Source organism: Allokutzneria sp. NRRL B-24872, from assembly GCF_002155965.1.
In the GTDB taxonomy this organism is placed as follows: Bacteria; Actinomycetota; Actinomycetes; order Mycobacteriales; family Pseudonocardiaceae; genus Allokutzneria.
On record NZ_MUMH01000103.1, the window covers coordinates 76,963 to 95,098 of the forward strand.

The window sequence follows — 18,136 nt, forward strand, 5'->3', positions numbered from 1 at the left end:
CGCCGGGATCAGATGATCGGCTTGCCGAAGCAGATGCTCAGCGGATCGTCCTTGTAGGCACCGAAACCGGGAACGCGGACGTAACCGTTGGCGCCGTACAGCGCGACCGCCTCCGGCTGCTTGGTGCCGGTCTCCAACACGATGCGGAGTCGGCCTGCCTCGCGCGCGGAGCGCTCCAGCTCGGCGAGCATCCGCTTGGCGAGTCCCTTGCCGCGAGCCTCGTCCACGACGTACATGCGCTTGATCTCCGCATCGCCGTCCTGGAAATCGGGGTCGTCGCTGTCGTGCGCGCGCCACCCGCCGCACACCACGGCCTCCCCGGCCAGGTAGCCGACGACGAACAGGCCCAGCGGCGGGGCGAACTCGGCGGGGTCGACCGGGGTGACGTCCTCATCGCCGTAGCGGAGGACGTACTCCTGCTGGACGGCGGAGATCAGCTTTGCCGAGTCGGGGTGGTCGTAGGCCACGACCCGCAGCTCCAAGTCGAGCAATACCATGCCCGCACCCTAAGCGACCAGGCACGTGGATAGGAATGCAATTTCCCGCATTCCCACTCAGCGCCAGTGCTCCCACCCGTTGGTCGGCCCCTCGTAGGGCCTGCCGTCCACGGTCACGCCGGAGCCCTTGCCCACCCAGCCGATGGGGTGCCAGTCCTCGGGCACCTGCCCCGGCGTGGGGAAGGCCGCGACCAGGGCGTGGTCCTCGCCGCCGGTGAGCATCCAGTGCAGCGGGTCGGCCCCGAGCGCGGACGCGACGTCGAGAAGGCGTTGGTGCACCTCGAAACCCTCGGTGCGGACGTTGATCGCCACCTCGGAGGCGCGCGCCATGTGGCCGAGGTCGGCCAACAGCCCGTCGGAGACGTCGAGCATCGCGGTCGCGCCCGCGCGCGCCGCCTCGGGGCCGCTGGCGTAGGGCGGTTCGGGCACGCGCTGCGCACCGACGACGGCCACCGGGGAGCGGAATCCCCTGCCCAGCACGGCGAGCCCGGCGGCGGCCCAGCCGAGCCGCCCGGCGTAGGCGAGCACGTCGCCCGGCCGCGCTCCCGAGCGCTTCACCGGCTCCCTGCCCTCCAGGTCACCGAGCGCCGTGACAGAGATCACCAGCGTGTCCGAGGTGACCATGTCCCCGCCCACGACACCGATTCCGGCGTTGGCGGCCTCCTGCCACATGCCCGCGAACAGCCCGTCGGCGAGCTCCACCCGGGTGTCCCCGGGACAGGCCAGCCCGACCAGGACACCGGTCGGCACGGCGCCCATCGCCACGATGTCGGCGAGGTTGACCGCGACCGCCTTGCGCCCCACATGCTCCGGGTTCGACCAGTCCAGGCGGAAGTGCACGCCCTCGACGAGGACGTCGGTCGAGGCCACCACGCGGCCGTCCGGCGCGGCCACGACCGCGGCGTCATCGCCCGGCCCGAGCAGCGTCGGCGGCGGCTGCGCGCGGTTCTGCGTCACCCGGCGGATGAGCCCGAACTCGCCGAGCCCCGCGACGGTCTCGGCGTCACGCGGCGGTTCCGGACGCACACCCACCTCCGACCCTGAGCGACCCGACCCCCGGCTGGGGTAGCTTTTCGTGCACGTTCCTACCCCGTGCAGACAGATCAAGACGAAGGGGCACGCCGTGGTCCAGGCATACATCCTGATCCAGACCGAGGTCGGCAAGGCAGCAGCGGTCGCCGCCGAGATCGCCACCATTCCCGGCGTGATCAGCTCCGAGGACGTGACCGGTCCGTACGACGTGATCGTGCGCTCGGAGGCGGAGACGGTGGACCAGCTCGGCCAGCTCGTGGTGGCCAGCATCCAGGGCGTCGACGGCATCACCCGCACGCTGACCTGCCCCGTGGTCCACCTCTAGGACCCCGTGCCGGGAGCGGTCTCCGGGCGTCGCCCCCGGAACCCGCCCCGGCCACCTCTCGTGTTGTAGTAGCCGGGTGCCCGACGAGTCCACGGACAACGCCTTCCCCCGGCCGCTGGTGATCCTGGCGGTCGGGCTCCCGCTGCTGCTGGCCGCCGCGGTCGGCGCCATCGGCCTTCTCTCCGGCCCCGCCGACGATCCCGGCCAGCAGCAAGAAGAGATCACCACCGCGCGCCGCACCGGCCCGCTGGCCCTGCCCCCGGTGCCCGCGCCCGGGGCGAGCACGCCGGAGTGCCGCGCGGTGCTCGACGGCCTGCCCGCCGAACTGACCTCGAACTCCGCGAAACTGCCGCGCAGGCAGCTCGCCGAGCCCGCGCCCGTGGCCACCGTCGCCTGGGGCAGCCCGCAGGTCGACCCGGTGGTGCTGCGCTGCGGCCTCGGCAGGCCGTCGGAGCTGAACCAGGCCAGCCCGCTGCTGGTGGTCGGCGGCGCCACCTGGCTGGAGATCGCCGAGCCCGGCGTGAGCACCTGGGTCGCGGTGGACCGCCCGGTGTACGTGGTCCTCACGGTGCCCAAGGACGCGGGAACCGGTCCGCTGCAAGAGGTTTCCGCGACGATCGGCAGGGCGCTGCCGCCGCGCTCACCCGATCTGATCGGCACCCCGCCGGGGCAGGGCCCGCCGCACTCGATCCCGCCGACGCCCACTCGCTGACACCGCCGTTTCCTTCTCGTGCCCCGGGTCCGCGCCTCAGCGCAGGCCGGTGCCCCTGGCGATGGCCGTCTCGATCAGCGTGGTCAGCAGGCTCGGGTAGTCCACACCCGTGACGTCCCACACCTTTGGGTACATGGAGATCGGCGTGAAGCCGGGCATCGTGTTGATCTCGTTGATGATCGGCGTGCCGTCGGTGGTGACGAAGAAGTCCACCCGCGCCAGGCCCTGGCAGTCCAGCGCGTGGAAGGCCGCGACGGACATCGCGCGGATGCGCTCGATCAGCTCGTCGTCCAGCTTCGCGGGGATGTCGACCTCGCACGCCTGGTCGGCGTCGAGGTACTTGGAGTCGAAGTCGTACCAGTCGACGGCCGCGCTCTCCAGCATCCGGATCTCCGAGGGCAGGCTCGCCTCGACCCGGCCGTCCGGGTGCTCCAGCACGCCGACCTCGATCTCGCGCACCACGAGGCCCTTCTCCACGAGGACCTTCGGGTCGGTCTCGCGGGCGAGCGCGATCGCGGCGTCCAGCTCCGCCCAGTCGGAGACCTTGGAGATGCCGATGGAGGAACCGGCGCGCGCGGGCTTGACGAACACCGGCAGGCCGAGCCGGTCGCGCTGCTGCTCGGTCAGCGTCGCCTGGTCGCGCCGCAGCACCTCGAAGGGCACGCTGTGCATGCCCTCGGCGGCGAGCAGCTTCTTGGTGAACTCCTTGTCCATGGCGGCGGCGCTGGCGAGCACGCCCGCCCCGACGTAGGGCACGCCCGCCATCTCCAGCAGCCCCTGGATGGTGCCGTCCTCACCGAAGGCGCCGTGCAGGACGGGGAAGACGACGTCGACCCCGGAGAGCACCTCACCGGCGCGCTCGGCCTCCAGCAGAACGACCTCGCGCCTGGTCGGATCGCCCGGCAGTACCACAGCGGTGCCGTTCTCCGGCACCTGCGGAAGGCTGCGGTCACGGATCTCCAACGCTTTCGGATCATCTGTGCCCAGCACCCAGGCCCCGTTGGGGGCGATTCCGACCGGAACGGCCTCGAACCGGGTGCTGTCCAGGTGGGTCAGCACGCTGCGCGCGGACACGCACGAAACCCCGTGTTCCGTGCTGCGACCACCGAAAACAACCGCGACCCTCGTCCTGCGTTCTGCCATGACCGTGACCCTACCGGGGGACGCCCACCGCCCACCGCGCCGACTTGACCCTGGTGAGACCGTCATGGTGTGCAGCAGTGCGAGCTCGTCAACGAGGTGCGGGAGGCGGTCCGGGAACCGGGCTGCCCGCGCCTGCGCGCGAGCCTCGTCGCGGATCTCGTGCGCTCGGTCACGGGCTTCCACTGGGTCGGGATCTACCAGGCGTCGCCGAGCGCGGTGGAGCTGCTCGCGTGGAGCGGCCTCCCCGGCCCCGCGCACCCGCGCTTCCCCTTGGCGGAGAACCTGACGCTCGAAGCCGTGCGGCAGGCGAAACCGCTGGTGTGCAACGACGTCGCCGGGGACCCGCGTTACGTGGCGGCCACCGACAAGATCGGCTCCGAGGTGATCGTCCCGGTGGTCGACGGGGACCGCGTGCTCGGCACCCTCGACGTCGAGGACTGCCGTCCCGGCGTGTTCACCGAGGACCTGGTGGCGAAGCTGCTGGCGATCGCCGCCGAGCTGGTGCCGCTGTACGAGGAGCAGCACGCGCTCGACTGAGCAGGTCGACCAGCACGGGGAGCGCGCCGTCGAGCTGGCGCCGCGTGCAGGCCGTGTAGCCGACCGCGAGGCCGAACCAGGTGGGCTCGCCGACGTGGTGGCGTTCGAGTCCGTCGAGCACCAAGCCGTGCCGCCGCCCCGCCACCAGCACGTCGCGCTCGACCTCCACGGAGTCCAGCGGGACGATCAGGTGCCCGCCCGCCTCGTCGCCCGAGGTCGGCACTCCCGCCTCGGAGAACGCGCTGACCAGCGACGCGCGCCGTTCACCCAGTTCCCGGCGGAGTCGGCGCAGATGCCTGCCGAGGTCGCCGTGCCTGGCCAGCTCGACCAGAACCCGCTGCCCCGCGGCCGAGGGCGAGGTGCCGGTGAGGTCTCGATGCCTGATCACCCCGGCGGCGATCTCCGGAGGCGCGACCATCCACCCGATGCCGAGCCCGGCAGTGAGGATCTTGCTCGTGGTGCCGAGGTGCACGACGACGTCGGGAGCCAGTGACGCCAGCAGTGGCAGAGGCGCGACGTCGTAGCGCATCTCTCCGTCGTAGTCGTCCTCGATGATGAGCCAGCCGTTGGCGCGCGCTCGCTCGATCAGCTCCGTGCGCCGCGTGGCGGGCAGACGGCCTCCGAGCGGGTACTGGTGCGCGGGCGAGCAGTACACCGCAACGACGTCATTCGGGATCGCGGACACGATGAGCCCGTTGTGGTCCACCGGCGCAGAAACCACACGGAGCCCCGCAGCGCGAAACGCGCCCACAGCGCGCTGATACCCGGGTTCTTCGACAGCTACCGCAGCGCCCCTGGGAAGCACTGCCATGGCCAACTCCCCCACGGCGGCCGTTGTCCCCGCTGTGGCTAGCACGGCGTCTTCGGGCGCAGTGGGCACCACGAGACCACGGTGGCGCAACAAGTGCTCCGCGACCGTTGCGCGGTAACTGGGCAATCCGGCGCGTTGTGGGCGCAGCAGCGGATCGGACTCCGCAGCCGCACGCCAAGCCCTACGCCACGCGGCGGTCTCAATGCCCTCCGCGAGCCCAGCACCGGGCGCGAGGTCGATACCGCCTCCGGGCTCAGTGCTCGGCTTCGCTGCCGCAGTGCCCGGTCCTGGCGCAGGAGGCGTCGCGGTGACGAACGTGCCCGAACCGTGTCTACCGTCCAACCAGCCCTCTGCGTGCAACTGGTCGTACGCGGCGGCCGTCACGGTACGGCTGACCTTGAGGTGCGTGGCGAGCGCACGCGTCGACGGCAACCGGTCTCCGCTGCGCAGGTGCCCGGTCGTCGCAGCGGCTCGCAGCGCATCGGCGAGCTGGGCCGCTAGCGGGCGGGCGTCGGCGCGGTCCAACGTGATCGGCAGCTCGACCGGCAACACGGCAGTGGCCTCTCGAAGTCGTGCGGTGGTGGCTCTTCGGCAGGGCCACTTCATAGGACAGGTTAGGGAGGTGACCAGACCGCCGCTCTCCCCGACCGCACGCAGCACCATCCGACGCGGCAAGGACCGCGCCGTGTCGGAGCGCACCGACCTCGACGAAGTGCTCGACGCCGGCGTTATCTGCCATCTCGGCGTGGTGGTCGACGGGGCGCCCGTGGTGCTGCCGACCTGCTACGGCTGGGAGGACAACACGCTGTACGTGCACGGCTCGACGGGCGCGAGCACGCTCCGGACGGCCATCGCGGGTGCTGAGGTCTCTGTCGCGATCACGTTGCTGGACGGGATCGTCTACGCCAGGTCGGTGTTCCACCACTCCGCCAACTACCGCTCAGCCGTGGTGCACGGTCGCGCGCGGCTCGTCGAGGAGCAGGACGAGAAGCTGCACGCGCTCGAAGTGATCACCGAGCACGTGGCGCCGGGTTCGTGGGACTACACGCGCAGGCCGACGCAGAAGGAGCTGGCCGGGACCTCCGTGCTCGCGTTGGAGCTGACCGAGGCCGCGGTGAAGATCCGGCGCGGGCCGCCCGGCGACGATGAGGCCGACGTGACCGAGGACTCCTGCTGGGCCGGAGTTCTGCCCGTGCGCCAGGTGTGGGGCGAGCCGGAGCCGTGCCCGCTGCTCCCGCCAAACGCCACTGCGGCCCCCGCACACGTCAGGGGCCGCAGCGAGAAGAACTAGGACTTCGCGACGGGGCCGGTGAGGAGGTCTTGGCGGTACTCCGTCATGCCCTGCCTGCGCGGGCCGAAGACGTGGATGCTGACGGCGGGGTCCGGGCTGGAGTTGCGCACCTCGTGCACGTAGGACGGGCCGAACGCGCGGGTCTGCCCAGCGGTCAGCGCGTGCACCAGTTCGACGGGCCTGCCGTCGGCGCCGACGCGGGCCACGCGCTCCACCAGGGAGCCCTGGATCACGGTGAACGCGCCGTGGCCGCCGTTGTGGTCGTGCAGCTCGGTGTGCTGACCGGGGAGCCAGCTCATCAGCCAGATCTCGTGCTCATCGGTCTTCTCCAACAGCCCCACCCAGCGGTCGACGGGGTCGTAGCGCAGGCGGTGCGCCCAGCGGGAGCGGTCGGCGGCGACCTGGAGCGCGATCCTCGCGGGGTGCAGGAGCACGGGGCGGTCGCCGGGCAGGGTGTTGGGCGGAACAGCGAACATCGGTGTGAGTCCTCAGGGATGTGGTGATGGTGCGGGCGCGCGCACGGCGTCGCCGATCAGGCAGACGGGATTGGTGCGGCCTCGCGAGGTCAGACGGGGCGGTTCACCACGAAAGACAGAGCGCGCTGGCAACCCGGACGAGGGCGATGTGGCCCATCCGGTGCGTCATGGCGCGCGAAGACATGCCTGAATCGAACAGGAGCCTCGGCGCTGGCGTCAAGTCGTTACAGCGTTGAGGGCTTGAATCACATCGGCGAGGAGATCATCGGTGTCCTCGACGCCGACGGACAGCCTGACCAGGCCCTCCGGCACGGGGTCTCCCCACTGCGCGCGCCGGTCGCCGGTGGTGTGCAGTCCCCCGAACGAGGTGGCCGCCGTCACCAGTCGCGCGGCCGCGAGGAAGCGGTCAGCCACCACGGCATCGGCGAGCTCGATCGTCACCACGCCCGGGAACCGCCGCATCTGCGAGCGCGCGATCTCATGCGCCGGGTCCTCCGGCAGGCCGGGCCAGCGCACCGTGCGAACCGCAGGGTGCGCGCACAACGTGGCGGCCAGCACGGCGGCGGTCGCGCTCTGCCGCGCCAACCGGAGGTCGAGCGTGCCGAGGCTGCGGTGCGCGAGCCAGGTCTCGAACGGCGCGGGCACGGCGCCACCGAGCATGCGCGCCTTGCGGAGCCGTTCGGCCAACACGGGGTCCACTGTGGACACGTGACCGAGCAGGACGTCGCTGTGCCCCGTCAACGCCTTGCTGTCGCTGGCGACCACGAAGTCGGCACCGAGCGCGAGCGGCTGCTGACCGAGCGGAGTCGCGGTCGTGTTGTCCACCGCCACAAGGGCTCCTGCGGCGTGCGCACTGTCCACAAGGGACTTGATGTCGCAGACGTCGAGCCACGGGTTGGACGGCGTCTCCAGCAGCACCAGGCGAACGCCGGTGAAGTCGGGCCACGGTCCCGGCGTCGGCACGTGGCGAACGGAGACGTCCATCTCCTCGGCGATGAAGGTCCGCGTGGCGAAGTACCCGTCCGACGGCACCACGACGGTGTCCCCGGAGCTGACGAAAGCTCGCAACAGCGTGCTGATCGCCGCCATCCCGGACGGGAAGAGCACGCACTCCCCGCCGTCGAGCTCGCCGATCGCAGCCTCCAGCGCGCGCCAGGTCGGATTGCCGGAGCGCGCGTAGTAGTCGGGCTGGGCACGGCCGGGGGCGCCGTCGAGGTGGTAGGCGGTCGCGAAGACCGGCCCGGCCAGGAACGGCTCCCCCACAACGGGTTCGGACTGTCCTGAGTGGACGCACCTGGTCCCGTCGCCCCAGCCCTGCGTCATGAGCGCTCCGGCTTCTGCTTGCGGCCCAGCAGCTCCGCGACCATCTCGCGCGGCTCGGTCTCGCCGTCGCACAGCCGCTGCACGGCCTCGGTGATCGGCATTTCGACGCCGTTGCGGGTTGCCAGTTCGCGGATGGACGAGCAGGACTTCACGCCCTCGGCGACCTGCCCGTGCGCGGCCTCCTGCGCCTGCGCCAGGGTTTCGCCGCGACCGAGGCGCTCACCGAAGCTGCGGTTGCGCGACAGCGGGGAGGAGCACGTCGCGACCAGGTCGCCGAGCCCGGCCAGCCCGGCGAAGGTCAGCGGGTCGGCCCCGAGCGCGGCGCCGAGCCTGCTGGTCTCCGCGAGCCCCCTGGTGATCAGCGAGGCCGCGGTGTTGGTGCCGAAGCCGAGGCCCACGGCGATGCCGCACGCCAGCGCGATCACGTTCTTGCACGCGCCGCCCAGCTCGCAGCCGACCACGTCGGTGATCGTGTACGGGCGGAAGTAGTTCGTCGCGCAGGCGCGCTGCAGCTGCACGGCGCGGTCGTGGTCGGGGCAGGCGATGACCGTGGCGGTCGGCTGGCACACCGCGATCTCCATCGCCAGGTTCGGCCCGGAGACCACGGCGACCTGGTCCTCCGGCACCTCGGCGACCTCGCGGACGACCTCGCTGATCCGCTTGAGCGTGCCCAGCTCGACGCCCTTGGAGAGGCTGACCAGGGTCGCCCCTTCCGGCAGCAGGTGCCGCCAGCCCGCCAGGTTCTCGCGCAGGTGCTGGCTCGGCACGCCCAGCACGACCACCTCGGCGCCGTCCAAGGCCTCAGCGGCGTCCACAGTGGACCTGAGCCGCTCGGGCAGTGCGATCCCCGGAAGGCGGTCGGGGTTCTGCCTGCCCACGTTGATCGCCTCGGCCAGCTCGGGCCTGCGCGCCCACAGCGCCACGTCCCGGCCCGCGTCGGCGAGCACCTTGGCGAAGGTGGTCCCCCACGATCCCGCGCCGAGGACGGCGATGCGCTGCGCGTCGTTCACTTGCCCTCCTCCTGCTTGTCCTTGCGGGCCTTGCGCGGGGAGTAGAACTCCGTCGGCGCGGGCTCACCGCGGACCTCGGCGAGCAGGTCGCGCACCTCGCCCATCAGGTGGTCGGTGACCTCGCGCAGCAACTCGTTGTCGAGCGCGCGCCCCTGGAACTTCGACAGGTCGAGCGGGTCACCGACGCGCACGACGACGGTCCTGCGCGGGAACAGCTTCGGCAGCTTGCGCGTGCGGTCCATCACCTGCTGCGTGCCCCAGTGCACCAGCGGCAGCACGGGAACCGAGCCGTTGACGCAGTGCTCGACGGCGAGCCGGGCGACGCCGGTCCTGGACACCATCGGCCAGTGGTCGGGGTCCCTGCTGAGGGTGCCCTCCGGGAAGATCGTGACGACCTTGCCCTCGCGCAGCGCCTTGTTCGCGGCCTCAAGGCTGTTGCGCGCGTCGGCGGTGCCCCGGCTGACCGGGATCTGCCCCGCGCCGCGCAGGATCGGCCCGAGCAACGGGATCTTCCACAGGCTGTCCTTGGCCAGGAACCTCGGCACCCGCTTGGCCTGGTGCACGTACACCGCGGTGTAGGGCGGGTCGAGCAGCGAGATGTGGTTGCCGACCAGCAGGACCGCGCCCTCCTTCGGCAGCTTGTCCTGGTCGAGGAACTTCCGCCTGGCCAGCACCCTGGTGGCGGGATAGAACATCGCCGCGGCGACTCCCACCCAGAAGCCGCCCTTTTCCCTGGCCACGCGTTGCCTCCCGTCCACGGCCCCGCCGAGCGCGGGGTGAGGTGAGTCTTCCCGGAGCTGTGCCGTCTGGTCCAGCCGGACACCGAACCGGTACTTCAGGTAAGGATGGGGCGTGTCCTTTGAGGTCGATCTGGTGGTCCCGGTCAAGTCGCTGCACCGGGCGAAGTCGCGTCTGCTCGGCGCGGCCGACCGCGGCAGGCGCGATCCGGGCGCGCACGCGGCGTTGGCGCTCGCGCTGGCACTGGACACGCTGACCGCCGCCGCGAGCGCCCCCGGTGTGCGCCGAGTGGTAGCAGTCACATCGGATGCCGAGGTCGCTTCAGCCGTGCGTGAAATCGGCGTCGAGTCCGTTCCGGACGTTCCCGACGGCGGCCTCAACGCCGCGCTGCGGCACGGCGCGCGGCTGCTGCGCGAGGCGGACGCGACAGCTCGGATCGGCGCCCTCCAAGCCGATCTGCCCGCGCTCCGAGCGGCCGAACTGGGCGCGGCGATCGCGGCCTCGGACGGCGGTCGAGCGCACTGCCCGGACCGCCAGGGCACCGGTACGACGCTGCTTCTCGCCCGCGCCACCGAAGAACTCGACCCGCACTTCGGCCCGGGGTCGTCAGCAGCGCACACGACGAGCGGAGCGCGCGCGCTGCTGGGCGACTGGCCCTCGCTGCGCTGCGACGTGGACACCGAGGAGGACCTCACGATCGCCACCGCGCTCGGTCTGGGCCGTCACACGTCCGGCCGCCTCTGCGCGCCGCGCCCGTAGCAGTACCAGGATCACGCGACACCAAGAGCGATCTTCCTCAGGCACTCCGCCAGCGCTATCGTGCGATTCGTGCGCATTTCTGATCAGGAGACCCCGCAGCAGGCGACGGTGCACTCCGTGCTCGCGGACGGCTCGGTCGCCGTGGTCGACGACGACGGTCTGCTGCACACCGCCTCCGCCGAGGCCGTCCGAGCGGGCGGGTGGCGCGCACCCCGCCCCGGTCAGCGCGTGGCGCTGCGGCGCGAGGAGAGCACGATCATCGCGATGCTGCCGCCGACGCGACGATGAGTTCATCTCAGCGCTGTGACAGGTTCACCACTCCGAGTACCTCGAACAGCGCTGATGTGCTCTCGGTGCGGAACAATGGCGCAACGTGAGCCCGGACAGCAGCGAGAGCAGACCAGCAGGCCGTCCCACCGTGGGCGACCCGGCGCACCAGCGCTCCGTACCGCCCCCTCCGGCGGCGACGAGGCTGGCCGTGCCGACGGATCTCCCCGATGACCGGTACTTCAACCGGGAGCTGGCGTGGCTGGACTTCAACGCCAGGGTGCTCGCGCTCGCCGAGGACCCCTCCGAACCCCTGTTGGAGCGGGCGAAGTTCCTGGCCATCTTCGCCTCGAACCTCGACGAGTTCTACATGGTCAGGGTCGCCGGGCTGAAGCGCCGTGACGAGACCGGCCTCTCGGTGCGCAGCGCCGACGGCCAGTCCCCGCGCGAGCAGCTGGCCCGGATCTCCACCCGCACCCAGGACCTGGTCGAGCAGAACGCGAGCGTCTTCCTCAACGAGCTGCGGCCGGAGCTGGAGAAGCACGACATCCGCATCGTCGAGTGGGACGACCTCGACGACGCCGACCAGCTGCGGCTGGGCACCTACTTCACCGAGCACATCTTCCCGGTGCTGACCCCGCTCGCGGTCGACCCGGCGCACCCGTTCCCCTACATCTCCGGGCTCTCGCTGAACCTCGCGGTGACCGTGAAGGACCCCGAAGACCGCACGGAGCGCTTCGCCCGCATCAAGGTCCCGGACAACGTGCACCGGCTGGTCCGCGTCGAGCTGGACAAGGACGCCGACACCGCGACGTTCCTGCCGCTGGAGGACCTGATCTCCGCGCACCTGGACAAGTTGTTCGCGGGCATGGAGATCAGCGAGCACCACGTGTTCCGGGTCACCCGCAACGCCGACCTCGAGGTCGAGGAGGACCAGGACGAGGACCTGTTGCAGGCGTTGGAGCGCGAGCTCTCCCGCCGCCGCTTCGGCCCCCCGGTGCGCCTCGAGGTCGAGGAGTCGATGAGCGAGCACATGATGGAGCTGCTGCTCCGCGAGCTCGACGTCGACCCGCACGACGTGGTCGAGGTCCCGGGTCTGCTCGACCTGAACTGCCTGTGGCAGCTCTACGCGTTGCACCGGCCGCCGCTGAAGAACGCGCCGTTCGTGCCCGCGACGCACCCGGCATTCGGCGAGGGCGAGACGCCGAAGAGCGTGTTCCAGACGCTGCGCGAGGGCGATGTCCTGGTGCACCACCCGTACCACGCGTTCTCCACGAGCGTGCAGCGCTTCATCGAGCAGGCCGCGGCTGACCCGCACGTGCTCGCGATCAAGCAGACGCTGTACCGGACCTCGGGTGACTCGCCGATCGTCGACGCGCTGATCGACGCGGCCGAGGCGGGAAAGCAGGTCGTGGCGCTGGTCGAGCTGAAGGCGCGCTTCGACGAGCAGGCGAACATCAAGTGGGCGCGGGCGTTGGAGCGCGCGGGCGTGCACGTGGTCTACGGCCTCGTCGGGCTGAAGACGCACTGCAAGACCGCGCTCGTCGTGCGCCAGGAGGGCTCCACGATCCGCCGCTACTGCCACATCGGCACCGGCAACTACAACCCGAAAACCGCTCGGCTGTACGAGGACCTGGGCCTGCTGACGGCGGAACCCTCGGTGGGCGCGGACCTCACGGACCTCTTCAACGTGTTGACCGGCTACGCGCGGCAGAGCACCTACCGCAGCCTTCTCGTGGCCCCGCAGGGAGTCCGGCGCGGCATCGTCGAGCGCATCGAGCGCGAGATCGCCCACGCCGCGGCGGGACGCACCGCCGGGATTCGCCTCAAGGCCAACGCGGTCGTGGACGAACAGGTGATCGACGCGCTCTACCGCGCCTCGCAGGCCGGTGTGCCCGTGGAAATCGTCGTGCGCGGCATCTGCTCCTTGAAACCGGGAGTTCCGGGGCTGTCCGAAACGATCCGCGTGCGCTCGATCCTCGGCCGTTTCCTGGAGCACTCCAGGGTCATCCACTTCGCGGGCTGCGACGAGTACTGGATCGGCAGCGCGGACATGATGCACCGCAACCTGGACCGCCGGGTGGAGGTGCTGGTGCGGGTCACCGACCCCAAGCTCACCAAGGACCTCTCGGCCATGTTCGACGTCGCGATGGACGAGGGCACGCGCTGCTGGGTGCTCGGCCCCGGCGGCGGTTGGACGCCGTCACCCGCGGAGGGCGAGCAGGTGCTGGACCTCCAGACGGAGATGCTGCGGCGGTACGGGGCGAAGGCGTGAACGAGGTCCACGCGGCGGGTGCCGTGCTGTGGCGCTGGGACTCCTCCGGCAGCAAGCCCGAGGTGGCGGTGGTGCACCGCCCCCGCTACGACGACTGGACGCTGCCCAAGGGCAAGCAGGACCCCGGGGAGAGCACTCCGGCGACCGCTGCCAGGGAAGTCCTTGAGGAGACCGGGTTCTCCCCCGTGCTCGGCAGGAGCCTCGGCCGGGTCCGCTACCCACTGACCACAGTGGACGGCCGAAGTGGACAGAAGGTCGTCGACTACTACTCCGCTCGGGTCAACGGCGGCGAGTTCGCGCCGAACGACGAGGTCGACGCGCTGCGCTGGCTCGCGCCGGAACAGGCCGCCGTGCTGCTCACCAGGAACACCGATCGCACCGTGTTGGAGGCGTTCACCGCCCTTCCGCCGAACACCACGACGCTGCTCCTGGTGCGGCACGCCAAAGCCGGAAAGCGCGACAAGTGGGAAGGCGATGACGACCTCAGGCCGCTCAGCAAGAACGGCGTGAAACAAGCCGCGGCCCTTCGCGCGCTATTGCCGCTCTACGGTCCGGACCGGGTGTTCTCGGCCCCTCGCGTGCGGTGTTCGCAAACCGTCGAGGGAGTCGCGGAAGACCTCGGCGCGGCCATCAGGGAAGAGCCCTCGCTGAGCGAGGAGGGCTATTGGCCGCACCCCTCCGAGGGCGTCGGCCGACTGCTGGAGATCGCCGCTGAGGGCGGCACACCGCTGGTCTGCAGCCAGGGCGGGGTGATCCCGCACGTGGTGGAGCACCTGGCCCGCGCCTCCGGAGTCACCACGCCCGCGCTGGCCGCCCGCAAGGGCAGCCTGTGGGTGCTGTCCTTCACCACCGAGAGCGGTGGCGCCCCGGTCCTGGTGGCGGCCGACTACCTCGCCAGCCCGCTGCCGAGGGAAACCGACTAGTGCTCACGTCCGTCCACTCTGGACGGATATGACAGCGGGGCCCGGTCCACTCGGACCGGGCCCCGCTTCAGTTCGTCAGCAGGCACCGCGCGCGGCGGTGAACTGCCTTACTTCTTGGCGCGCGCCGGCTTCTTGGCGGCGGGCTTGGCGGCGGCCTTGGCCGTGGTCGCCTTCTTGGCGGCCGGCTTCGCGGCAGCCTTCGCGGTCGTCGCCTTCTTCGCGGCGGCGGCCGGCTTGGCGGCGGCCTTGGCCGTGGTCGCCTTCTTGGCGGCGGGCTTGGCAGCCGGCTTCGCGGCGGCCTTGGTCGTCGCCTTCTTGGCGGCGGCGGGCTTGGCGGCGGCCTTGGTGGCCGGCGCCTTCGCCGCGGTCGCCTTGGCGCGCGTGGTGGTCTTCGCGGCCGCGGCGGTGGCACGGGTGCCAGCCTTCGCGGCGGCGGCGGCCGGGGCCGCCTTCTTCACGGCGGCGACCTTCGGCAGCTTCTTCGTGCCGCTCACCACGTCCTTGAACGTGGTGCCCGCGCGGAAGGCGGGGATGTTGGTCTTCTTCACCTTGACGGTCTCACCGGTGCGCGGGTTGCGCGCGGTGCGAGCGGCGCGGGCGCGCTTCTCGAAGACGCCGAAGCCGGTGATCGTGACCTTCTCGCCCTTGTTGACGGTGCGGACGATGACGTCCACGAGACCGTCCACAGCGGTGTTGGCGGTCTTCTTGTCACCAAGGCGCTCCGCGAGCGCCTCGATCAGCTGGGCCTTGTTCACTTTCAGTCCCTCCCAGGACAGTCACGGCCCAGTCGGGCCGACTACTTGGCCCAAGATAGGCCCAACAGAGCGCATTCTCCACACGCCACGCCCAAAAACCTTTACGGCACGCGAGAATTGCGCCCTTCCGAGCTACAACCCCTGGGGGGTCTGTCCTGGGAGGGAAAAACCGATTGTTGCTGCTCAATCCCCTTTGGCAGTAGTGGTTCCGCCCGGTCTCAGGCCCCGGATGCGGTCTGTGTCACGGGAAGCCAGGACGGCCGCTCTCGTTCAAAAAAGTCGATCTCTTGGGCGTGTCGCAGGGTCAGTCCGATGTCGTCGAGGCCTTCCAGGAGCCTCCAGCGGGTGTAGTCGTCGATGTCGAAGCGGGCCGTGAAGTCCTTCGCACGGACGGTCTTCTCGGTCAGGTCGACGGTGATCTCCGTCCCCGGCTCGGTTTCCAGCAGCTTCCACAGCTGCTCGACGTCGGACTGCTCGCAGCGCGCGGCCAGCAGTCCGGCCTTCCCGGCGTTGCCGCGGAAGATGTCCGCGAAGCGCGAGGAGATGACGACGCGGAAGCCGTAGTCAGCAAGTGCCCACACGGCGTGCTCCCTGGAGGAGCCGGTGCCGAAGTCCGGTCCGGCCACCAGGACGCTGCCCGAGCGGAAGTGCTCGGCGTTGAGCACGAAGTGCTCGTCGGCCCGCCACGCGGCGAACAGGCCGTCGGCGAATCCCGTGCGGCTGACCCGCTTCAGGTAGACGGCGGGGATGATCTGGTCAGTGTCCACGTTGGACCGCCGCAGCGGGACGCCGACACCGGTGTGGGTGGAGAACGGTTCCATGGTCGTGAATCGCCCTTCTCAGTCCAGGTCCGCGGGGGAGGCGAGGGTGCCGCGCACGGCGGTGGCGGCGGCGACGAGCGGGGACACCAGGTGCGTCCGGCCGCCCTTGCCCTGCCGCCCCTCGAAGTTCCGGTTGGAGGTCGACGCGCTGCGCTCGCCGGGGGTGAGCTGATCCGGGTTCATGCCAAGGCACATCGAGCAGCCCGCCTGGCGCCACTCCGCGCCCGCGTCGAGGAAGACCTCGTGCAGCCCTTCGGCCTCGGCCTGTGCACGCACACGCATCGACCCCGGCACGACGAGCATCCGCACACCGACTGCGACCTTGCGCCCCTTGAGGACCTCGGCGGCGGCGCGCAGGTCCTCGATGCGGCCGTTGGTGCACGAGCCCAGGAAGACGGTGTCGACCGAGATCTGCCGCAGCGGCGTTCCCGGCGCCAGGTCCATGTACGACAGGGCCTTCTCGGCCGCGAGGCGCTCGCCCTCGTCGGCGATCTGCTCGGGGTCGGGGATCGAGGCGTGCAGCGGAAGGCCCTGCCCCGGGTTGGTTCCCCACGTGACGAACGGCGTCAGGTCGTCGGCGTTGATGTGGATCTCGTGGTCGAACTCGGCGCCCTCGTCGGTGGCGAGCGTGCGCCAGTACTCCACGGCGGTGTCCCAGTTCTCGCCCGTCGGCGCGTGCGGACGGCCTTCCAGGTAGGCGAAGGTCACCTCGTCCGGCGCGATCATCCCGGCGCGCGCGCCCGCCTCGATTGACATGTTGCAGACGGTCATCCGGGCTTCCATGGACAGCGCTCGGATCGCGCTTCCCCGGTACTCCAGGACATAGCCCTGTCCGCCGCCGGTGCCGATCTGGGCGATGACCGCGAGGATCACGTCCTTCGCGGTGACGCCCGGCCGCAGCTCGCCGTCGACGGTGATGGCCATGGTCTTGAAGGGGCGCAAGGGCAACGTCTGCGTGGCCATCACGTGCTCGACCTCGGAGGTGCCGATGCCGAAGGCCAGCGCGCCGAACGCGCCGTGCGTGGAGGTGTGGCTGTCCCCGCACACCACGGTCATGCCGGGCTGGGTGAGCCCGAGCTGCGGGCCGACCACGTGCACGATGCCCTGTTCCGCGTCCCCCATGGGGTGCAGGCGGACGCCGAACTCGGCGCAGTTGCGGCGCAACGTGTCCACCTGCGTGCGCGAGACGAGGTCCGCGATGGGCTTGTCGATGTCGACGGTGGGGACGTTGTGGTCCTCGGTGGCGATCGTGAGGTCGGGTCGGCGGACGGGGCGCCCGGCGAGCCGCAGGCCCTCGAACGCCTGGGGGCTGGTGACCTCGTGCACCAGGTGCAGGTCGATGTAGAGCAGGTCGGGCTCGTCACCAGTGCCCTGGCGCACCACGTGCGCCTCCCACACCTTCTCCGCGAGCGTGCGTGCCATCGCTTCTCTCCGTGGGGTTTCTCGCGTGCGCTCCCGGCGGCCGCGCGGGAAGCACGTCTGGACTTCCCGCAATATGGGAAGTTAGTATCGGCTTGTGGGACAGCATAGCGGCATCGGCGTCTTGGACAAGGCAGTGGCAGTGCTGCACGCGGTGGCGAAGGACCCTTGTGGGCTCGCGGAGCTGTGCAGCAGAACGGGTCTTCCCCGTGCGACGGCGCACCGTCTGGCCGTGGGACTTGAGGTCCACCGGTTGTTGCAGCGCGGGGCTGACGGTCGGTGGCGGCCGGGTGGCGCGCTCGCGGAGTTGGCCGGCGGCGCGACCGATCCCCTTGTGGACGCGGCGAGTTCGGTGTTGCCGCGGCTGCGTGACATCACCGGCGAGAGCGTGCAGCTCTACCGCAGGGACGGGATCGCGCGGATCTGCGTGGCGAGCGCGGAGCCGCCCAGTGGCTTGCGCGACACCGTTCCCGTCGGCGCGCGCTTGCCCATGACGGCCGGTTCCGGCGCCAAGGTTCTGCTCGCGTGGGCCGATCCCGCCACCCAGCGAGCCGTTCTCACCGACGCCGTCTTCGGCGAGCGCACGCTTCTCGACGTCCGCCGCCGAGGCTGGGCGCAGAGCGTCGCCGAGCGCGAGCCCGGTGTCTCCAGCGTCTCCGCTCCGGTCCGCGACGCCACCGGCGCCGTCGTCGCTGCCGTCTCTGTTTCCGGCCCCGTGGACCGCATAGGCCGCCGCCCCGGCGCCCGCTGGGCCGCCGACCTCCTGGCCGCCGCCGAGGCCCTCCAGTCCCGCATGTAGCCCCCGCAGCCCCCACCACTCACACCGAAGCCCCGGACTCTCCGAGTCCGGGGCTTCTCTTCATCCCGAGCAGGCGCGCGGCGGCTTCCAGCGGAGGGGTCGGCTCGACCTGGGCCCCTAGCGCGTGCCGAAGTGGGCCGGACGGGCACGGTGAAGGATCACCGGCCCACGCGGGCGAGCGCATGGCACGCGCACCCCAGGTAAAGCCGCCCCACTTCCAGCC

Annotated in this window: 20 protein-coding genes; 9 read left to right on the plus strand and 11 right to left on the minus strand. The window is 71.0% G+C overall.

Annotated elements, in window-relative coordinates; genetic code table 11:
- Positions 1 to 8: 8 nt before the first annotated feature.
- Positions 9 to 497, minus strand: a complete 489-nt coding sequence (locus tag CCN37_RS25460; protein ID WP_371504975.1) for a GNAT family N-acetyltransferase — start codon at positions 495 to 497, stop codon at positions 9 to 11.
- Positions 498 to 554: 57 nt separating this feature from the next.
- Positions 555 to 1,523, minus strand: coding sequence for a thiamine-phosphate kinase (locus CCN37_RS25465; RefSeq protein WP_168200851.1), 969 nt, complete (start codon positions 1,521 to 1,523; stop codon positions 555 to 557).
- Positions 1,524 to 1,620: 97 nt separating this feature from the next.
- Between CCN37_RS25465 and CCN37_RS25470 the strand changes: the two genes are divergently transcribed.
- Both CCN37_RS25470 and CCN37_RS25475 read left to right on the plus strand, forming a co-directional pair.
- The gene (locus CCN37_RS25470) at positions 1,621 to 1,854 is read left to right on the plus strand and encodes an Lrp/AsnC ligand binding domain-containing protein (RefSeq protein ID WP_030430580.1); all 234 of its coding nucleotides are present in this window, start codon (positions 1,621 to 1,623) and stop codon (positions 1,852 to 1,854) included.
- Between the two features lie 76 nt (positions 1,855 to 1,930).
- Positions 1,931 to 2,566, plus strand: a complete 636-nt coding sequence (locus tag CCN37_RS25475) for a DUF3515 domain-containing protein (protein ID WP_246843290.1) — start codon at positions 1,931 to 1,933, stop codon at positions 2,564 to 2,566.
- Positions 2,567 to 2,602: 36 nt separating this feature from the next.
- Here CCN37_RS25475 and CCN37_RS25480 read toward each other — a convergent pair whose 3' ends face one another.
- A complete protein-coding gene (locus tag CCN37_RS25480; protein WP_086825462.1) occupies positions 2,603 to 3,709 on the minus strand; it encodes a D-alanine--D-alanine ligase family protein in 1,107 nt (368 codons plus the stop codon).
- Positions 3,710 to 3,778: 69 nt separating this feature from the next.
- On the opposite strand from CCN37_RS25480, the gene CCN37_RS25485 reads away from it, so the two are divergent.
- On the plus strand, positions 3,779 to 4,246 hold the full coding sequence (locus tag CCN37_RS25485; protein ID WP_086825463.1) for a GAF domain-containing protein: 468 nt from the start codon (positions 3,779 to 3,781) through the stop codon (positions 4,244 to 4,246).
- Here the strand turns inward: CCN37_RS25485 and CCN37_RS25490 are convergent.
- A complete protein-coding gene (locus CCN37_RS25490; protein ID WP_246843291.1) occupies positions 4,164 to 5,609 on the minus strand; it encodes a PLP-dependent aminotransferase family protein in 1,446 nt (481 codons plus the stop codon). The genes CCN37_RS25485 and CCN37_RS25490 overlap by 83 nt on opposite strands.
- Positions 5,610 to 5,679: 70 nt before the next feature.
- Between CCN37_RS25490 and CCN37_RS25495 the strand changes: the two genes are divergently transcribed.
- Entirely contained in the window at positions 5,680 to 6,348 is a 669-nt protein-coding gene (locus tag CCN37_RS25495; RefSeq protein WP_086825468.1) for a pyridoxamine 5'-phosphate oxidase family protein, read from the plus strand.
- Here the strand turns inward: CCN37_RS25495 and CCN37_RS25500 are convergent.
- From CCN37_RS25500 to CCN37_RS25515, 4 genes are all read right to left on the minus strand, one after another.
- A complete protein-coding gene (locus CCN37_RS25500) occupies positions 6,345 to 6,824 on the minus strand; it encodes a cysteine dioxygenase family protein (protein WP_086825470.1) in 480 nt (159 codons plus the stop codon). The two genes, CCN37_RS25495 and CCN37_RS25500, sit on opposite strands and share 4 nt — an antisense overlap.
- Positions 6,825 to 7,040: 216 nt before the next feature.
- Complete coding sequence (locus CCN37_RS25505) at positions 7,041 to 8,147, minus strand: cystathionine gamma-lyase (RefSeq protein ID WP_086825472.1); 1,107 nt, start codon at positions 8,145 to 8,147, stop codon at positions 7,041 to 7,043.
- Entirely contained in the window at positions 8,144 to 9,157 is a 1,014-nt protein-coding gene (locus tag CCN37_RS25510) for an NAD(P)H-dependent glycerol-3-phosphate dehydrogenase (RefSeq protein ID WP_086825474.1), read from the minus strand. Before CCN37_RS25510 ends, CCN37_RS25505 begins: the two co-directional genes overlap by 4 nt.
- Positions 9,154 to 9,897, minus strand: coding sequence for a 1-acyl-sn-glycerol-3-phosphate acyltransferase (locus CCN37_RS25515; RefSeq protein WP_086825477.1), 744 nt, complete (start codon positions 9,895 to 9,897; stop codon positions 9,154 to 9,156). The genes CCN37_RS25510 and CCN37_RS25515 overlap by 4 nt, the downstream gene beginning before the upstream one ends.
- 112 nt (positions 9,898 to 10,009) lie before the next feature.
- Between CCN37_RS25515 and cofC the strand changes: the two genes are divergently transcribed.
- From cofC to CCN37_RS25535, 4 genes are all read left to right on the plus strand, one after another.
- A complete protein-coding gene (cofC, locus tag CCN37_RS25520; RefSeq protein WP_086825479.1) occupies positions 10,010 to 10,654 on the plus strand; it encodes a 2-phospho-L-lactate guanylyltransferase in 645 nt (214 codons plus the stop codon).
- A gap of 69 nt (positions 10,655 to 10,723) precedes the next feature.
- A complete protein-coding gene (locus CCN37_RS25525) occupies positions 10,724 to 10,942 on the plus strand; it encodes a hypothetical protein (protein WP_143261801.1) in 219 nt (72 codons plus the stop codon).
- A gap of 130 nt (positions 10,943 to 11,072) precedes the next feature.
- A complete protein-coding gene (locus CCN37_RS25530) occupies positions 11,073 to 13,196 on the plus strand; it encodes an RNA degradosome polyphosphate kinase (RefSeq protein ID WP_246843298.1) in 2,124 nt (707 codons plus the stop codon).
- A complete protein-coding gene (locus tag CCN37_RS25535; RefSeq protein WP_210408189.1) occupies positions 13,193 to 14,119 on the plus strand; it encodes an NUDIX hydrolase in 927 nt (308 codons plus the stop codon). The genes CCN37_RS25530 and CCN37_RS25535 overlap by 4 nt, the downstream gene beginning before the upstream one ends.
- A 107-nt stretch (positions 14,120 to 14,226) precedes the next feature.
- Here the strand turns inward: CCN37_RS25535 and CCN37_RS25540 are convergent, their stop codons facing one another.
- From CCN37_RS25540 to leuC, 3 genes are all read right to left on the minus strand, one after another.
- Positions 14,227 to 14,874: an HU family DNA-binding protein gene (locus CCN37_RS25540; protein ID WP_086825485.1), complete on the minus strand. Its 648-nt coding sequence runs from the start codon at positions 14,872 to 14,874 to the stop codon at positions 14,227 to 14,229.
- A 218-nt stretch (positions 14,875 to 15,092) separates the two neighbouring features.
- Positions 15,093 to 15,695 (minus strand): 3-isopropylmalate dehydratase small subunit, encoded by a 603-nt coding sequence (gene leuD / locus CCN37_RS25545; protein ID WP_086825487.1) that lies wholly within the window; start codon positions 15,693 to 15,695, stop codon positions 15,093 to 15,095.
- Positions 15,696 to 15,713: 18 nt separating this feature from the next.
- Entirely contained in the window at positions 15,714 to 17,117 is a 1,404-nt protein-coding gene (gene leuC, locus CCN37_RS25550) for a 3-isopropylmalate dehydratase large subunit (RefSeq protein ID WP_086825489.1), read from the minus strand.
- A 94-nt stretch (positions 17,118 to 17,211) separates the two neighbouring features.
- On the opposite strand from leuC, the gene CCN37_RS25555 reads away from it, so the two are divergent.
- Complete coding sequence (locus tag CCN37_RS25555; protein WP_168200852.1) at positions 17,212 to 17,913, plus strand: IclR family transcriptional regulator; 702 nt, start codon at positions 17,212 to 17,214, stop codon at positions 17,911 to 17,913.
- The last annotated feature ends 223 nt before the right edge of the window (positions 17,914 to 18,136 follow it).